The sequence below is a fragment of the Actinomadura xylanilytica genome (genome assembly GCF_030283145.1).
Taxonomy (GTDB): domain Bacteria; phylum Actinomycetota; class Actinomycetes; order Streptosporangiales; family Streptosporangiaceae; genus Spirillospora; species Spirillospora xylanilytica.
This window is the reverse complement of record NZ_JASNWE010000001.1, coordinates 1,591,588-1,605,350: the sequence shown is the minus strand read 5'-3', so window position 1 is coordinate 1,605,350 and position 13,763 is coordinate 1,591,588. Positions and strand designations below refer to the sequence as shown.

General features: G+C 74.0%; 11 protein-coding genes. 5 read left to right on the top strand and 6 right to left on the bottom strand.

The annotated features are described in order from the left end of the window. The first annotated feature begins 105 nt into the window (after nucleotides 1–105). Entirely contained in the window at nucleotides 106–957 is an 852-nt protein-coding gene (locus QP090_RS07465) for a hypothetical protein (RefSeq protein ID WP_285937776.1), read from the top strand. Nucleotides 958–1,029: 72 nt separating this feature from the next. Here the strand turns inward: QP090_RS07465 and QP090_RS07460 are convergent, their stop codons facing one another. The 3 genes from QP090_RS07460 to aroA are packed head-to-tail and all read right to left on the bottom strand — an operon-like array spanning nucleotide 1,030 to nucleotide 5,051. Next, nucleotides 1,030–2,601, bottom strand: coding sequence for a serine/threonine-protein kinase (locus QP090_RS07460; protein WP_285937775.1), 1,572 nt, complete (start codon nucleotides 2,599–2,601; stop codon nucleotides 1,030–1,032). A 53-nt stretch (nucleotides 2,602–2,654) separates the two neighbouring features. Beyond that, complete coding sequence (gene rsgA / locus QP090_RS07455; protein WP_285937774.1) at nucleotides 2,655–3,746, bottom strand: ribosome small subunit-dependent GTPase A; 1,092 nt, start codon at nucleotides 3,744–3,746, stop codon at nucleotides 2,655–2,657. Then, the gene (gene aroA / locus QP090_RS07450; protein ID WP_285937773.1) at nucleotides 3,747–5,051 is read right to left on the bottom strand and encodes a 3-phosphoshikimate 1-carboxyvinyltransferase; all 1,305 of its coding nucleotides are present in this window, start codon (nucleotides 5,049–5,051) and stop codon (nucleotides 3,747–3,749) included. 148 nt (nucleotides 5,052–5,199) lie between these two features. Here aroA and QP090_RS07445 point away from each other — a divergent pair, with 148 nt between their 5' ends. The 4 genes from QP090_RS07445 to cydC are packed head-to-tail and all read left to right on the top strand — an operon-like array spanning nucleotide 5,200 to nucleotide 10,975. Then, nucleotides 5,200–6,597 (top strand): cytochrome ubiquinol oxidase subunit I, encoded by a 1,398-nt coding sequence (locus QP090_RS07445; protein WP_285937772.1) that lies wholly within the window; start codon nucleotides 5,200–5,202, stop codon nucleotides 6,595–6,597. Nucleotides 6,598–6,631: 34 nt separating this feature from the next. Beyond that, nucleotides 6,632–7,627: a cytochrome d ubiquinol oxidase subunit II gene (cydB, locus tag QP090_RS07440; protein WP_285937771.1), complete on the top strand. Its 996-nt coding sequence runs from the start codon at nucleotides 6,632–6,634 to the stop codon at nucleotides 7,625–7,627. 4 nt (nucleotides 7,628–7,631) lie between these two features. Beyond that, complete coding sequence (cydD, locus tag QP090_RS07435) at nucleotides 7,632–9,290, top strand: thiol reductant ABC exporter subunit CydD (protein WP_285937770.1); 1,659 nt, start codon at nucleotides 7,632–7,634, stop codon at nucleotides 9,288–9,290. Next, nucleotides 9,287–10,975: a thiol reductant ABC exporter subunit CydC gene (cydC, locus tag QP090_RS07430; RefSeq protein ID WP_285937769.1), complete on the top strand. Its 1,689-nt coding sequence runs from the start codon at nucleotides 9,287–9,289 to the stop codon at nucleotides 10,973–10,975. The genes cydD and cydC overlap by 4 nt, the downstream gene beginning before the upstream one ends. Nucleotides 10,976–11,076: 101 nt before the next feature. On the opposite strand, the gene QP090_RS07425 is transcribed toward cydC, so the two are convergent. The 3 genes from QP090_RS07425 to QP090_RS07415 form a co-directional block, all read right to left on the bottom strand. Further along, nucleotides 11,077–12,420: a hypothetical protein gene (locus tag QP090_RS07425; protein ID WP_285937768.1), complete on the bottom strand. Its 1,344-nt coding sequence runs from the start codon at nucleotides 12,418–12,420 to the stop codon at nucleotides 11,077–11,079. Nucleotides 12,421–12,490: 70 nt separating this feature from the next. Then, nucleotides 12,491–12,739, bottom strand: coding sequence for a hypothetical protein (locus QP090_RS07420; RefSeq protein WP_285937767.1), 249 nt, complete (start codon nucleotides 12,737–12,739; stop codon nucleotides 12,491–12,493). A gap of 147 nt (nucleotides 12,740–12,886) precedes the next feature. Next, the gene (locus QP090_RS07415; RefSeq protein WP_285937766.1) at nucleotides 12,887–13,171 is read right to left on the bottom strand and encodes a hypothetical protein; all 285 of its coding nucleotides are present in this window, start codon (nucleotides 13,169–13,171) and stop codon (nucleotides 12,887–12,889) included. Nucleotides 13,172–13,763 lie beyond the last annotated feature (592 nt).

The following is a 13,763-nucleotide window of genomic DNA, read 5'->3' as shown; positions in this document are numbered from 1 at the left end:
CGGGGCAGGCGGTGCCCGCGCGGCGGCGGACCGGATTTCGGTCCGGGCCGGGCGCGCTGGCGCGTGCGCCCGCCCGAGCGGCCCGGTAGATGAAAGCATGGGCGCATGGCCCACGATCTTCCCGGGTGGGTGGCCGAGCTGACCGACCCACGCCGGGCGCAGACGCTCGACGAGCTCGCCGACCGGCTCGTTCCCCTGGCCGAGCACGCCATCGACGTGTCCCGCCGGTTGCAGGCCCTGCTGAACGAGCTCAACGACCCGTTCAAACGGGAGGCGCTCTACGGCCGGGTCGAACGGCTCAAGGACCGGGTCGGCGAGGCCCTGGAGGAGATCGCGGGTGAGATCGCGGCCTCCGGGGAGGAGCGGCTCGAACGGGTCTGGGCCGACTGGACCGGACGCACCGGGCCGGACAACCACGCGAGCCGCGAGCGCGAGCTGCGGCGACTGCTCGACAGCGACGTGGTCCCGGTCCTGGCCAGGCAGCAGGAGGAGGTCGCCGAGCGGGTCTCGGCGCGGACGTCGGCCGCGATGGAGGCGGCGACGCAGATCCTGCTGACCCGGGTCGAGGAGCTGGCCAAGGCGGTGACCGACCTGATCCACGAGGTGCTGCCGCTGGCCCGCGAGGGCCTCACGCTGGCGAGCCGCATTTCCACGCTGTCCAGCCACGCCCGCAAGTCCGGCCGCGGCCCGATCCCGGACGAGCTGAAGGAGGCCGGCCGGGAGACCGCCCGGGCCTTCGACGAGGCGGTCGCCCGGCTGGAGCTGGAGTGGTCCGCGCTCGGTGCCCGCTCGGCGAGCGTGCGGGCGGCGCTGCGCGGCGCCGAAGAGGCCGCGTTCAGCCAGGTGACCGAGGAGATGACCCGCTGCGTGGAGGAGCTGGCGCCCGAGCACGTCCGGGCGCTGAACGCGGCCGAGGCCAAGGCGCGCAGCCTCTTCGAGGAGCCCTCGCAAGGCTGACCGGGCCGCCCGGCACACCGGCTTCGCCGGGATGCGCAGGTGGCGCGCTCGCAGCCCGCCCGCGTCGCCGGGTCAGGGGGCCCGGAAGGTGCTCAGGAACGTGTCGAAGTACCGCGTGCTCGCGTCCCAGTCCCGCTGGCCCGCGATCAGGAGGGCCTGGTACAGCCCGCCGTTGAACGAGAACAGCCGGTCCCTGACCCGGCCGGGCCGGCCGTCCTTGGTGAAGGTGAACTCCAGCTCGGCCGCGTTCGCGCCCTGGAAGGGGATGTTCTCCCTGAACGCGATCTCCTCGTAGTCGGGATAGTCGGAGCTGTTCTTGAACGACTTGGCGGCGTCCGACAGCCACCGGGCCTCGTTGCCGGTGACCCCGGCGATCCGCTGGAAGGCGATTCCGCGGGCCGCGTCCGGGGCCGGGTCGCGGAACGTCACGTCCCGGCCTTCCGGTTCGGCCTTCCACCCCCGGGGGACGGCCGCGACGAAGGACGGCCCGCGGTACTCCTCGTACCCGGCCGGGACGGACGCGGCCCCGCCGGCCGGCGCGCTCGCCGCGCCGCCGGACCCGGCCGACCCGGCGCTCGGGGACGGGGTCCGTCCGGACGGGTCGCCCGCGCCGTCGACGAAGACCAGGACGGCGACGACCGCGGCGACCAGCGCCACCGCGAAGATCCCCGCCGGGACGATCAGGTTCCAGCGGGCCCGCCGCCGGGCGGGCGAGGACGGGCCCGGGAACGTCGGATCGGGCGACGGGGCCGGAGCGGACGGCAGGGGCGGCGGGGGCGGCAGCGTCGCGTTCCGCGCGCCCGGGTGGAGACCCGCCTGAGGCGGACTCCAGCCGGGGCCGGATCCGACGGCCTCGCGGAGCAGCCGCTCGGCGTCGCCGGGGCTGAGCCGCTCGTCCGGATCCTTGTGCAGCAGCCCGTGCAGCACCGGCGTCAGCGGCCCGGCGAGGCGCACCGGGTCGGGCTCGTCGGTGAGCAGCGCGGCCATCAGCCCCCACACGTCGTCGCGCTGGAACGGCGGGCGGCCCTCGACCGCGGCGTAGAGCGTGGCGCCCAGCGACCACAGGTCGGACGCGGGCGTCGCCCGGCCGCGCCGGGCCTGCTCGGGCGCCAGGTACGCGGGGGAGCCGACGATCGCGCCGGACTGGGTGAGGGTCTGGTCGCCCTCCATCGTGGCGATCCCGAAATCGGTGAGGACGGCCCGCCCGCCGGGGAGCAGGACGTTGCCCGGCTTGACGTCGCGATGCGTCACCCCGGCCGCGTGCGCGGCGCGCAGCGCGTCCAGCAGGTCCAGCCCGATCGAGGCGACCCGGGCGGGCGGCAGCGGCCCGTCCTGCGCGAGGACCCGGTCGAGCGCGGGCGCCCGCACGAGCTGCATCACGATCCAGGGCCGGCCGTCCTCCTCGACCACGTCGAAGACCGTCACGATGCCCGGATGGTGGAGCCGCGCCGCCGACCGCGCCTCCCGCAGGGTGCGCGCCTGGATCCGCTCGACCTGCGCCTCGTCCAGGCCCTGCGGGAGGGCGACCTCCTTGATCGCCACCTCGCGGCCCAGCATCGTGTCGCGGGCCCGCCACACCGCGCCCATCCCGCCCCGGCCGAGCACGTCGATCAGCTCGTAGCGCGCTGCGATCACTTGGGACATAAGAGGACGATACCGACGCGGTCCAGTCTGTGCGGCGAACCGTCCGGGAGCGGCTACTCGGGCTCGCCCTCGCGGGCGGTGAGGAGGCGCCGCAGGGAGTCGAGCCGCGCCTGGCTGGCGTGCCCTTCCGCCACCCAGCCGTCCAGGCCGCAGTCGGACGGACCGGAGCGAAGCGAGGACCGCCCGGCTGTCTGGCGGGGGTCTGGGGGTCGCTCCCCAGGTGAGTCGGAGTCGGCCGGACCGGAGCGAAGCGAGCCGGGGGGGAGGTGGTCGCACATCGGGGGGCAGCGTTCGGCGGCGCCCTCGGCCAGGTCCTCGAACGCGTTGATGACGTTCTCGGGCTTGACGTGCGCGAGCCCGAAGCTCCGCACGCCCGGGGTGTCGATGATCCAGCCGCCGCCGGGGAGCGCCAGCGCGAGCGCCGAGGACGAGGTGTGCCGGCCCCTCCCGGTGACGGCGTTGACGTGGCTGACGGCCCGTTCGGCGTCCGGGACCAGGGCGTTGACCAGGGTCGACTTGCCCACTCCCGAGTGCCCGACCAGCACGCTCGTCCGCCCGGCCAGGTGCTCGCGCGGCCCGTCCAGGTCGCCGCCGTGGCGGGTGACGACGTAGCGGACGCCGAGCGGCGCGTACGCCGCGACCAGGTCGTCCGGGCCGGCGAGGTCGGCCTTGGTCAGGCAGAGCAGCGGGTCCATCCCGGCGTCGTAGGCCGCCACGAGCTGCCGGTCGATCATCCGGGGGCGCGGCTCGGGGTCGGCGAGCGCGGTCACGATGACGAGCTGGTCGGCGTTGGCGACGATGATCCGCTCGAACGGGTCGGTGTCGTCGGCGGTGCGGCGCAGCGAGGAGGTGCGCGGCTCGACCCGCACGATGCGGGCCAGGGTGTCGGGCCGCCCGGACGAGTCGCCGACCAGGGCGACCCGGTCGCCGACCACCACGCCCTTGCGGCCGAGCTCGCGGGCGCGCATCGCGGTCACCGGCCGGTCGCCCACCAGGCAGCGGTAGCGGCCCCGGTCGACCGCGGTCACGAACCCGGCGACCGCGTCGTCGTGCGCGGGCCGTCGGCGGGTGCGCGGACGCGAGCCGCGCCGCCCCGGCCGGACCCGGACGTCGTCCTCGTCGTAGTCCCCCACCTTGCGCGCCATCTACGCCGTCCTCACCAGGTCCGTCCACAGGCCGGTGAAGTCGGGCAGCGTCTTGCCCACCGTCTCGGGGTTCTCCACCTCGACTCCGGGCACGGCCAGTCCCAGCACCGCCGCCGCCATCACCATCCGGTGGTCGTCGTAGGTGTGGAACACGCCGCCGTGCAGCGGGCGCGGCCGGATCTCCAGCCCGTCCGGCAGCTCCCGCACGTCGCCGCCGAGCGCGTTGATCTCGGTGACCAGCGCGGCGAGCCGGTCGGTCTCGTGCCCGCGCAGGTGGGCGATCCCGGTCAGCCGGGACGGTGTCGCGGCCAGCGCGGCCAGCGCGGCGAGCACGGGGGTCAGCTCGCCGACCTCGTGCAGGTCGGCCTCCAGCCCCTGGAACACGCCCGGGAACGTCCCGGAGCCGCGCACCGTCAGCCCGTCCGGGCCGAGCGAGACGTCGGCGCCCATCGCGGTGAGCAGGCCGCGCAGTGCGTCGCCCGGCTGGACGGTGTCGTCCGGCCAGCCGGGCACCGTCACCCGGCCGCCGGTGACCAGGGCGGCGCCGAGGAACTGGGCGGCGTTGGACAGGTCGGGCTCGATGATCCGCTCGCCGCCGAGCAGCGGGCCGGGCGCCACCCGCCACACGTTCTCGCCGGTCTCGACGCCCGCGCCCGCCTCGCGCAGCATCCGGACGGTCATCGCCAGGTGCGGCGTGGACGGGACGGGCGGCCCCTCGTGCCGCACCTCCACGCCCTTGGCGAAGCGCGGCGCGGCCAGCAGCAGCCCGGAGACGAGCTGCGAGGACCCGGACGCGTCGATCGTCACCGGGCCGCCGTCGACCAGCCCGCGCCCGCGGACGGTGAACGGCAGCGCGCCCCGCCCGCCGTCGTCGACCTCCGCGCCGAGCTCGCGCAGCGCCGTGATGATCGGGCCCATCGGCCGCTCCCGGGCGCGCGGGTCGCCGTCGACGGCGACCTCGCCGGCCGCCAGCGCCGCGACCGGCGGCAGGAACCGCATCACCGTGCCCGCGAGCCCCACGTCCACCCGGGCCGGACCGGTCAGCGGGCCCGGCGTGACCAGCCAGTCGGAGCCGTCCTCGGTCACCCCGGTCCCGAGCGCGCGCAGCGCGTCCGCCATCAGGTCGGTGTCGCGGCTGCGCAGCGGCCGGACCACCCGCACCGGGGCGGAGGCGAGCGCGCCGAGGACCAGCGCGCGATTGGTCATCGACTTGGACCCGGGCAGCGCCACCGTGGCGTCGACCGCCGTTCGGGCGACCGGCGCGGGCCAGTGCGGTGCGGACGGCGGAGTGAGCGGTGTGGGCATGGACACAGGATATCGGGCCCCGCTCACACCGCCTCGCGGGCGCGATCGGGCCAAGCCTTGGCCGATCCACTAGTTGATCATGGGGTTCGGCCGGGCATGGGGCCTACGTTCGTGCACGCCGGTCGTCGCTGTCGGGGGGAGGCGGACCGTGGACGCTTTGCTGCTGGCGCGCCTCCAGTTCGGGATCACCACCGTCTACCACTTCCTGTTCGTGCCGGTCACGATCGGGATGTCGGTGCTGGTGGCGCTCCTGGAGACCGCGTGGGTGCGCACCGGCAAGGCGCGGTACCTGCGCGCCACCCGGTTCTGGGGAAAGCTGTTCCTGATCAATTTCGGAATGGGGCTGGTCACCGGAATTGTGCAGGAGTTCCAGTTCGGGATGAACTGGAGCGACTACTCGCGGTTCGTCGGCGACATCTTCGGCGCGCCGCTCGCGATCGAGGCGCTGCTGGCCTTCTTCCTGGAATCGACCTTCCTCGGCCTGTGGATCTTCGGCTGGGACCGGCTGCCCGCCAAGGCGCACCTGGCCTGCATGTGGCTGGTCGCGATCGGCACGATCCTGTCGGCCTACTTCATCCTGGCCGCCAACTCGTTCATGCAGCACCCCGTCGGCACCCGCTACAACCCGCAGACGCGCCGCGCCGAGCTGACCGACTTCGGCGCGGTCCTCGGCAACAAGGTCGTCCTGGCCACCTTCCCGCACACCGTCTTCGGCTGCCTGGTGACCGGGGGCGTGCTGATGACCGCCGTGGCCGCCTGGCACCTGGCCCGCCGCCGGAGCCTGGAGGTCTTCCGCGCCTCGCTCCGGCTCGGGCTGGCCGCCACCCTCGTCGGGTTCGTCGGCGTGCTGATCAGCGGGGACCTGCTCGGCAAGGTGATGACCGAGACGCAGCCGATGAAGATGGCCGCCGCCGAGGCGCTGTACGAGACGCGGCAGCCCGCCTCGTTCTCGGTGCTGACCATCGGCACCCTGGACGGGAGCAAGCCCGTCTACCAGCTCGAAGTACCGCGGGTGCTGTCGTTCCTGGCGACCGGCACGTTCGACGGCCGGGTCGAGGGGATCAACGACCTCAACGCCGAGTACCGGCACAGGTACGGGCCGGGCGACTACCGGCCGGTCATCCCCGTCGCCTACTGGGGCTTCCGCGTCATGATCGGCGCGGGCGTGCTCGCGGTGCTGGTCGCGCTGGCCGGGCTCTGGCTGACCCGGCGCGGCCGGCTGCCCGGGCGCCGCTGGGTCTGGACGGTGGCGATCTGGAGCGTGGTGCTGCCGTTCATCGCGCACTCGGCCGGCTGGATCTTCACCGAGATGGCCCGCCAGCCGTGGGTCGTCTTCTCGCTGCTGGAGACCAGGCACGGGGTATCCCCGTCGGTGCCCGGCGGCACCGTGCTGGCCTCCCTGATCGTGTTCACCCTGGTGTACGGGGCGCTCGCCGTCGTCGAGGTCGGGCTGATGCTGCGCTACGCGCGCAAGGACCCGCCCGACGACCCGCCGCCCGGCAGCACCCCGTCCGGCGACGACCAGCCGATGGCCTTCGCCTACTGACCGCCGTGCCCCGCCCGTCACTCCGGAGGATCCAGTGGAGCTGCACGACCTGTGGTTCGTGGCCATCGCCACGCTGTTCGTGGGCTACTTCTTCCTCGAGGGGTTCGACTTCGGCGTCGGCGTCCTCACCCAGGCGCTGGCCCGGGACGACACCGAGCGGCGGGTACTGATCAACACGATCGCGCCGGTGTGGGACGGCAACGAGGTGTGGCTGATCACCGCGGGCGGCGCGATGTTCGCCGCGTTCCCCGAGTGGTACGCCTCGCTGTTCAGCGGCTTCTACCTGCCGCTGCTGCTGATCCTGGTCGCGTTGATCGTGCGCGGCGTCGCGTTCGAGTACCGCGGCAAGCGCGAGGGGCGGTCCTGGCGCCGCAACTGGGACCTGGCGATCTTCTTCGGGTCGCTGGTCCCGGCGTTCCTGTGGGGGGTGGCGTTCGCCAACATCGTGCGCGGCGTCGCGCTGGACGACCGGCACCTGTACACCGGGGGCTTCTGGGCCCTGCTGAACGTGTACTCGCTGATCGGCGGCGTCACCACGCTGCTGCTGTTCATCTACCACGGCGCCGTGTTCACGGCGCTGAAGACGTCCGGTGGGCTCCGCGACCGGGCCGAGCGGCTCGCCGGGCAGGTCGGGCTCGGCGCGGCCGTCGCGGCGGTCGTGTTCCTGATCTGGACGCAGACGCGGCACGGGTCGGCGGCCAGCGGCGGCACCGCGATCGTCGCGGCCCTCGCCCTGGTCGGCTCGCTGGTGCTGAACCGGATCGGACGGGACGGCTGGGCGTTCGCGCTGTCCGGCGGCGCGGTCGCGTTCGCGGCGATCACGCTGTTCGTGGCGCTGTACCCGGACGTGCTGCCCTCGACGGTCGACCCGGCCAACAGCCTCACCGTGGCGAACGCGGCGGCGACGGACAAGACCCTGGGCATCATGACCTGGGTCGCGGTGATCTTCCTGCCGCTGGTGCTGATCTACCAGGGCTGGACGTACTGGGTGTTCCGCCGCCGCATCGGCGTCCAGAACATCCCGGCCTGAGCCGGTGCCCGGACCCGTGGACGCGCGGCTGCTCCGGCAGGCCCGTGCCACCGCGCCCCACCTCGCCGCCTGCGTGCTGCTCGGCGTGCTCGGCGCCGCCTGCGTCCTCGCCCAGGCGGCGCTCCTCGCGCACGCCATCGCCGCGCTCACCGTCCCGTTCTCCCTGCTCGCGGTCGTCGCGGCGCGGGCCGTCCTCGCCTGGGGCCGCGAGGTCGCCGCCCACCGCGCCGCCGCGGACGTCACGTCGCAGCTCCGCGCCCGGCTGCTCGAACGCCTGACCACCGGCCGTCCCGCGCAGGCGTGCTCCGGCGAGCTGACCGCCCTGGTCACGCGGGGGGTCGACGCGCTCGACCCGTACTTCTCCGGCTACCTCCCGCAGCTCGCCCTGGCGGTCATCGTGCCCGTCGCGATCGTGGGCGCGCTCGCCCAGGCCGACCTGCTCTCCGCGGTGATCGTGCTGGTCACGCTGCCGCTGATCCCGCTGTTCGGCGCGCTCATCGGGATGTGCGCGGCGGCCCGCACCCGCCGCCAGTGGCGCACCTTGGAACTGCTCGCCGGGCACTTCGCCGACGTCGTGGCGGGCCTGCCGACGCTCAAGGCGTTCGGCCGCGCGGACGCGCAGGCCCGGCAGATCGCCCGGGTCGCGGGCGAGCACCGCCGCGCCACCGGCGCCACGCTCAAGCTCGCGTTCTGCTCGGCCCTGGTCCTGGAGATCGCCGCGACCCTCTCGGTCGCGCTGGTCGCCGTCTCGGTCGGCCTCCGGCTGGTGTCGGGGTCCCTCCCGTTCGAGACCGCCCTGTTCGTCCTGATCCTCGCGCCCGAGGCGTACCTGCCGCTCCGCCAGGCCGCCGCCCAGTTCCACGCCGGGCAGGAGGGCGTCGCCGCCGCCGACCGCATCCTGTCCGTCCTGACGCCTCCGCCGGCGTCCGGCGACCCGTCCGTCGACCCCTCCCTCCGGCCGCCCCCTCAGCCGCCCCGGAAGGGACGGCCGTCCGCGAGCGGGCGCATCCAGGCGGACGAGATCGTGGTCGCCCATCCCGGACGGGAGCCGGTGGGGCCGTACTCGCTGACCCTCGAACCCGGGACGCTCACCGCCCTCACCGGGACCTCGGGCATCGGGAAGTCCACCCTCATCGCCGTGCTGCTCGGCTTCACCCGTCCCGCCACCGGACGCGTGCTGGCCGGCGGCGAGGCACTCGACGCGGGCGCCGACGCGGACTGGCGCAGGCAGATCGCCTGGGTGCCGCAGCGGCCGTTCTTCTTCGCCGGAACGATCGCGGACAACATCGCCCTCGCCGTCCCGGACGCCCCCGGCGACGCGGTCCGCCGGGCCGCCGCCGCCACCGGCGTCCTCGACATCACCGCCCTGGACGCGCGGCTCGCCCCCGGCGGCGCCGGGCTCTCCGCGGGGGAGCGGCAGCGCGTCGCCCTCGCCAGGGCCGCGCTCCGCTGCGATCTGCTCGGCACCCCCCTCCTCATCCTGGACGAGCCCACCGCGCACCTCGACGTGCTCACCGAGATCGAGACCACCGAGATCCTCCTCCGCCTGGCGCGAGGCCGCACCGCCCTGATCGTCACGCACCGCCGCACCCTCCTCGACCGCGCCGACCAGGTCGTGGCGCTGGAACCGGCCGCCCTGACCGGCCCCCCGGTACGGGTATGACGACGGCGGTGCGGTTCGGGGCGGCCGTCGCGGCGGGCGCGGGCGCGCTCGGCTGCGGCATCGGGCTGCTGGCCACGTCGGCGTGGCTGATCTCCCGGGCGGCGCAGCATCCGCCCGTCCTGTACCTGATGGTCGCGATCGTGGCGGTGCGGGCGTTCGGGTTCGGCCGCGGCGCGCTGCGGTACGTCGAACGCCTCGTCTCCCACGACGCCGCCCTGCGGGTGCAGGCCCGCACGCGCGTCCGCGTCTTCACCCGCCTCGCCGCGATCACCCCCGCCCTCCCGCACGCCGCCCCGGTCCGCGCCGGGGCCTCCGATGCCGCGCCGGGGACCGGTCCCGCGAGCGACGGACCGCTCGGCCTGGTGCTCGACAACGCGGAGGGCGTCGCCGACCGCTGGCTGCGCGGCGTGCTCCCCATGGCGTCGGCGGGACTCGCGGGGGCCGCCGCCGTCGCCCTCGAAGGGTGGCTGCTGCCCGCCGCGGGCGCCGTCCTGCTAGCCGCGCTCCTGACCGGTGGGGTCCTCGCGCCCTGGCTGGCGCAGCGCGGGGCACGCCGGGCCGCCGGACGCGCCGCGGCCGGACGCGCCGAACTGTCCGCCCGGACCACCGAGGCCCTGCACGGCCTGCCCGAGCTGACCGCCTACGGCGCGCTGCCGGCGCGGCTCGCGGACCTGCGCCGCGCCGACGCGCGGGTCACCGCGTCCGCCGCCCGGTCGGCCTGGACCGCCGGGCTCGGGTCGGGCCTGACCACCCTCGCGACGGGCGGCGCGGTGCTGGGCGCGCTGGCGCTGGGCGTGCCCGCCGTGCGGGACGGCCGGCTGGAGACCGTCCTGCTCGCGGTGATCGTCCTGACCCCGCTGGCCGCGTTCGAGGCCGTCGGCGCGCTGTCGGACGCGGCCCAGCGGCTCCTGCGCGCCCGGACCGACGCCGCCCGCGTCCGGCACGCCCTCGCGACCCCCGCCCCGGTCACCGACCCGGACGCGCCGCGCCCCCTGCCCGCCCCCGCGCGCGGGCACCACCTGCGGGTGGACGGGGTGACCGCCCGCTGGCCCGGCGCCGGGACCGACGCGCTGGCCGAACCGGCGCTGACCCTGGACCTCCCACCCGGCCGGCGCCTCATGATCACCGGGCCGAACGGGTCCGGGAAGTCGACCCTGGCCGCCGTTCTGGCCCGCCTCCTGGACTACCGCGGCTCGATCACGCTGGACGGGACGGAGCTGCGCGACCTCGCGGGCGGCGACGTGCGGCGGGTGATCGGGCTGTGCGGGCAGGACGCCCACCTCTTCGACACCACCGTCGCCGAGAACGTGCGGCTGGCCCGTCCCGCCGCGTCCGACGCCGACGTAGCCGCCGCCCTCCGCCGCGCGGGCCTCGGCGGCTGGCTGGACGCGCTGCCGGACGGCCTCGCGACCAGGGTGGGGGAGCACGGCACCGCGGTCTCGGGCGGCGAACGGCAGCGCCTCGCGCTCGCCCGCGCCCTGCTCGCCGGTGTCCCGATCCTGATCCTGGACGAGCCGGACGCGCACCTGGACGAGGCGACCGCCGGCACCGTGCTGATCGGCCTGCTCGCCGCCGCCCGGGACCGCACCGTCGTGCTGATCAGCCATCGCGACGCGGTGCCCGGTGCGGACCCCGTCCTCCGCCACGTCGACGAACTCCACACCCTCGGCCCGCTCGCCCGCTGACCGGCGGGACCGACCATGAAAAGGTGCGGCGGGGCTCCGAGAACCCGGAACCCCGCCGCACCGCCGTGTCCACGCGCGCCCGCTGGACGCGACCTGACCCGCTAGGCCCCTGGCAGGGCCGGTTCGGGAGCGGGCCCCTGCACGTACCGGACGGCCTTCACCACCAGCCACCGCACCAGCCGGTAGGCGAGCAGTGCCAGCCCGAGCAGCGGCAGGATCAGCAGCAGGATCTGCAACCCGGCCGTGATCAGTTGGAGCGGGCCGGCCCCGGCCGCGGCGGCCCGGCCCAGTCCCTCGATCATCCGCCAGTCGCTCACCACCAGCTCGGGGACCCGCACCGCGATCAGCGTCAACTGGAAGGCCAGCGCCGGGATGACGGTCAGCACCCACAGCGTGACGATCATCTGCGGCCACCGCTTCAGCGCCTTGAGCCGCTCGTCGGCGGCGCGCCGCAGCAGCGTCCGCCGCAGGATCGGCTTGATGTACTTGAACAGGTCGGGGATGCCGACCAGGTCGGAGATGATGTAGTACCCGTCGAACCGCAGCGTGGGCAGCAGCTGCTGGATGATCTCGAAGTTGACCGTCAGGATGACCAGCAGCAGCGGCTGGAACCCGGTCTGGAGGTACACCAGGGTCAGCCCGACGAGGAAGATCCCGTTGAAGTAGACGCCGCCCAGGTCGGTGCGGATGCGCCCGCCGCGCCCCAGCCGGTACGACTCGGTGATGTCGGTGTAGAAGGCCGGCCACACCAGGTAGATGCCGCAGCCCATCACCCCCGGGCGGACGCCGCTGTAGCGGCAGGCGGCGGCGTGGCCGATCTCGTGGAAGACGCACGAGGCGATCGCCAGGCCCAGCACCATCAGGATGCTCTCCGGCGCCAGGATCGCCCTGTGCAGCGCGTCGCCCACCGACTGGGTGCCGAGCACCCAGACCTCGCTGAGGAAGACGGCGGCGAACGCGAAGATCATCGCCACCGGCGTGAACAGCCAGGAGAACAGCCCGGCCAGGATCCAGGTCGCGGACTCGGGGAACACCGCCAGCTTGAACCGCAGCCCGAGGAAGGTGTCGGGCTTGACCAGCTGCGGGCGGGCCCCGTTGCTGTAGGTGGTGACTCCGAGCGGGGCCAGCTTGCGGTCGACGAGGAACAGGACCTGCTCGCCGGAGATCCGCGCGCCCGCCGCGCGGCTCACCTCGGTGGCCACCGCGTCCAGCGCGATGCGGGGATCGATGGTCCCGGCCAGGTGGCGGTGGTCGTGCAGCGCCTTGACGACCTGGAACAGCAGCGGCGGGAGCCGGACGAGCTGCCGGTTGGGCAGGCTGACGAGCTGCGGCGGTTCGCGGTAGCCGGAGCCCTTGAATTCGCCGACCAGCTCGGCCCCCTCGGTCAGCGTGGGGAGCGTGCAGGGCTCGGCATCGTCGATGGTCGACGTTGCTGGCGTGCTCATGGAACTCTCCGGGAATTCGTGGAATTCATGGGGAAGTGCCGGATCTCGCGCGGGACCGGCGGCGCCATGGTCAATAGCTGTTGGTCACGGCGGGTACGCAGGTCATCGTGGTCTTGGCGCCCTCCGCGAGCAGGCCGGTTCCGAGCAGGCCGGAGGTGCCCGCGTAATACGTCGACTGGCACGCGTAGAACACCTCGGTCCGATGGCCGTCACCGGTCGGCGGGCCGGCCAGCGACAGCAGGACCCGCTCGGGCAGGATTTCGCCGGCGAGCAGGTCGAGCTCTGCGAAACTGAAAGTCTCTTTGTTGTGAGCGCCCATTGTTCTTCCGTGTCGTTCGAGAACGCCTTCCGAATGGTCCTCGGTCGCGGGGCTGGTAAGGGGACCGAAAACCGGGCGAAGGGCTGGCGGATGAACGCCAGCCCTTCTCTATGCCGATGTGAGCTTCCGCTCGTTACAGACCGTGGATCAGTGGCCCGAAACGGCGGTGCCCGGCACGCAGGTGAACGACGAAGCGTCGTTCTGCGCGTGCAGGCCCACGAGCTGGAGCAGCCCGCTGTCGGGACGGCTGATGTTGCTCTGGCAGGCGTTGGAGACGATGGTGGAGCCGCCACCGTCGTGGCCGGAGCCGCCGGCGTTGTTGTTGTTGTAGGAGTCGCCGGGGACGCCCGCCATCACGGTGGACAGGACGGCGCGCTCCGGCAGGACCTCGCCGGCCAGCAGGTCGAGTTCCGCGTAGCTGAAGGACTTCATGATTCCCTTTCCTTGTTGTCACGCCCGGGATCCCGATACGGGCACCGGGTGTCCCCTCTAGCCCCTGGCGGAGCTGGGTATCACTACGTATAACAGCTATTACTGGCCGCAGCAAACGTCGTCTCGGAGTGGCGATTCGAGCCGTTCTTGACGCTCGCCAGGTCGGATTAAAACGGCGAAAGGTGCATAGTGCGCATGTCGTGCTGGGCTATCTCCTGGAAATCGAGGAACATGCGTAATTGGAGATCTGGGGGACGTCGCGGCTGTTTGCCCCCATGAATGCGCGGAGTCGTGCCGGTTAAAGATCAGGAATACGTCGAGCCGATGAGTGGTCTGGATGCCCCATGCGGCCAGATCCGGCCGCCCTCCCCGCAGCGCGGTTTAGCTGTGTCCAGAGGGCGTAGCGCACAACCGCCCACCCGGACCGCCCGCACCGCCCAGCGCTGTGCACCGCCGGACCGCTTGGCGTGTCGCCGACACCCGCGCACGCGGCGCTCGCGTGGGCGTCACCCGCGCATGCCTCACCCGCGCATGCCTCACCCGCGCATGCCTCACCCGCGCACGCGTCACCTGGGCATGCCTCACCCGCGCA

Bases quoted from the DNA above. Each gene is read 5' to 3' on its own strand.
- QP090_RS07465 (WP_285937776.1), top strand. From the start codon at position 106: ATGGCCCACGATCTTCCCGGGTGGGTGGCCGAGCTGACCGACCCACGC.
- QP090_RS07460 (WP_285937775.1), bottom strand. From the start codon at position 2,601: ATGTCCCAAGTGATCGCAGCGCGCTACGAGCTGATCGACGTGCTCGGC.
- rsgA (WP_285937774.1), bottom strand. From the start codon at position 3,746: ATGGCGCGCAAGGTGGGGGACTACGACGAGGACGACGTCCGGGTCCGG.
- aroA (WP_285937773.1), bottom strand. From the start codon at position 5,051: ATGCCCACACCGCTCACTCCGCCGTCCGCACCGCACTGGCCCGCGCCG.
- cydC (WP_285937769.1), top strand. From the start codon at position 9,287: ATGACGACGGCGGTGCGGTTCGGGGCGGCCGTCGCGGCGGGCGCGGGC.
- QP090_RS07425 (WP_285937768.1), bottom strand. From the start codon at position 12,420: ATGAGCACGCCAGCAACGTCGACCATCGACGATGCCGAGCCCTGCACG.
- QP090_RS07420 (WP_285937767.1), bottom strand. From the start codon at position 12,739: ATGGGCGCTCACAACAAAGAGACTTTCAGTTTCGCAGAGCTCGACCTG.
- QP090_RS07415 (WP_285937766.1), bottom strand. From the start codon at position 13,171: ATGAAGTCCTTCAGCTACGCGGAACTCGACCTGCTGGCCGGCGAGGTC.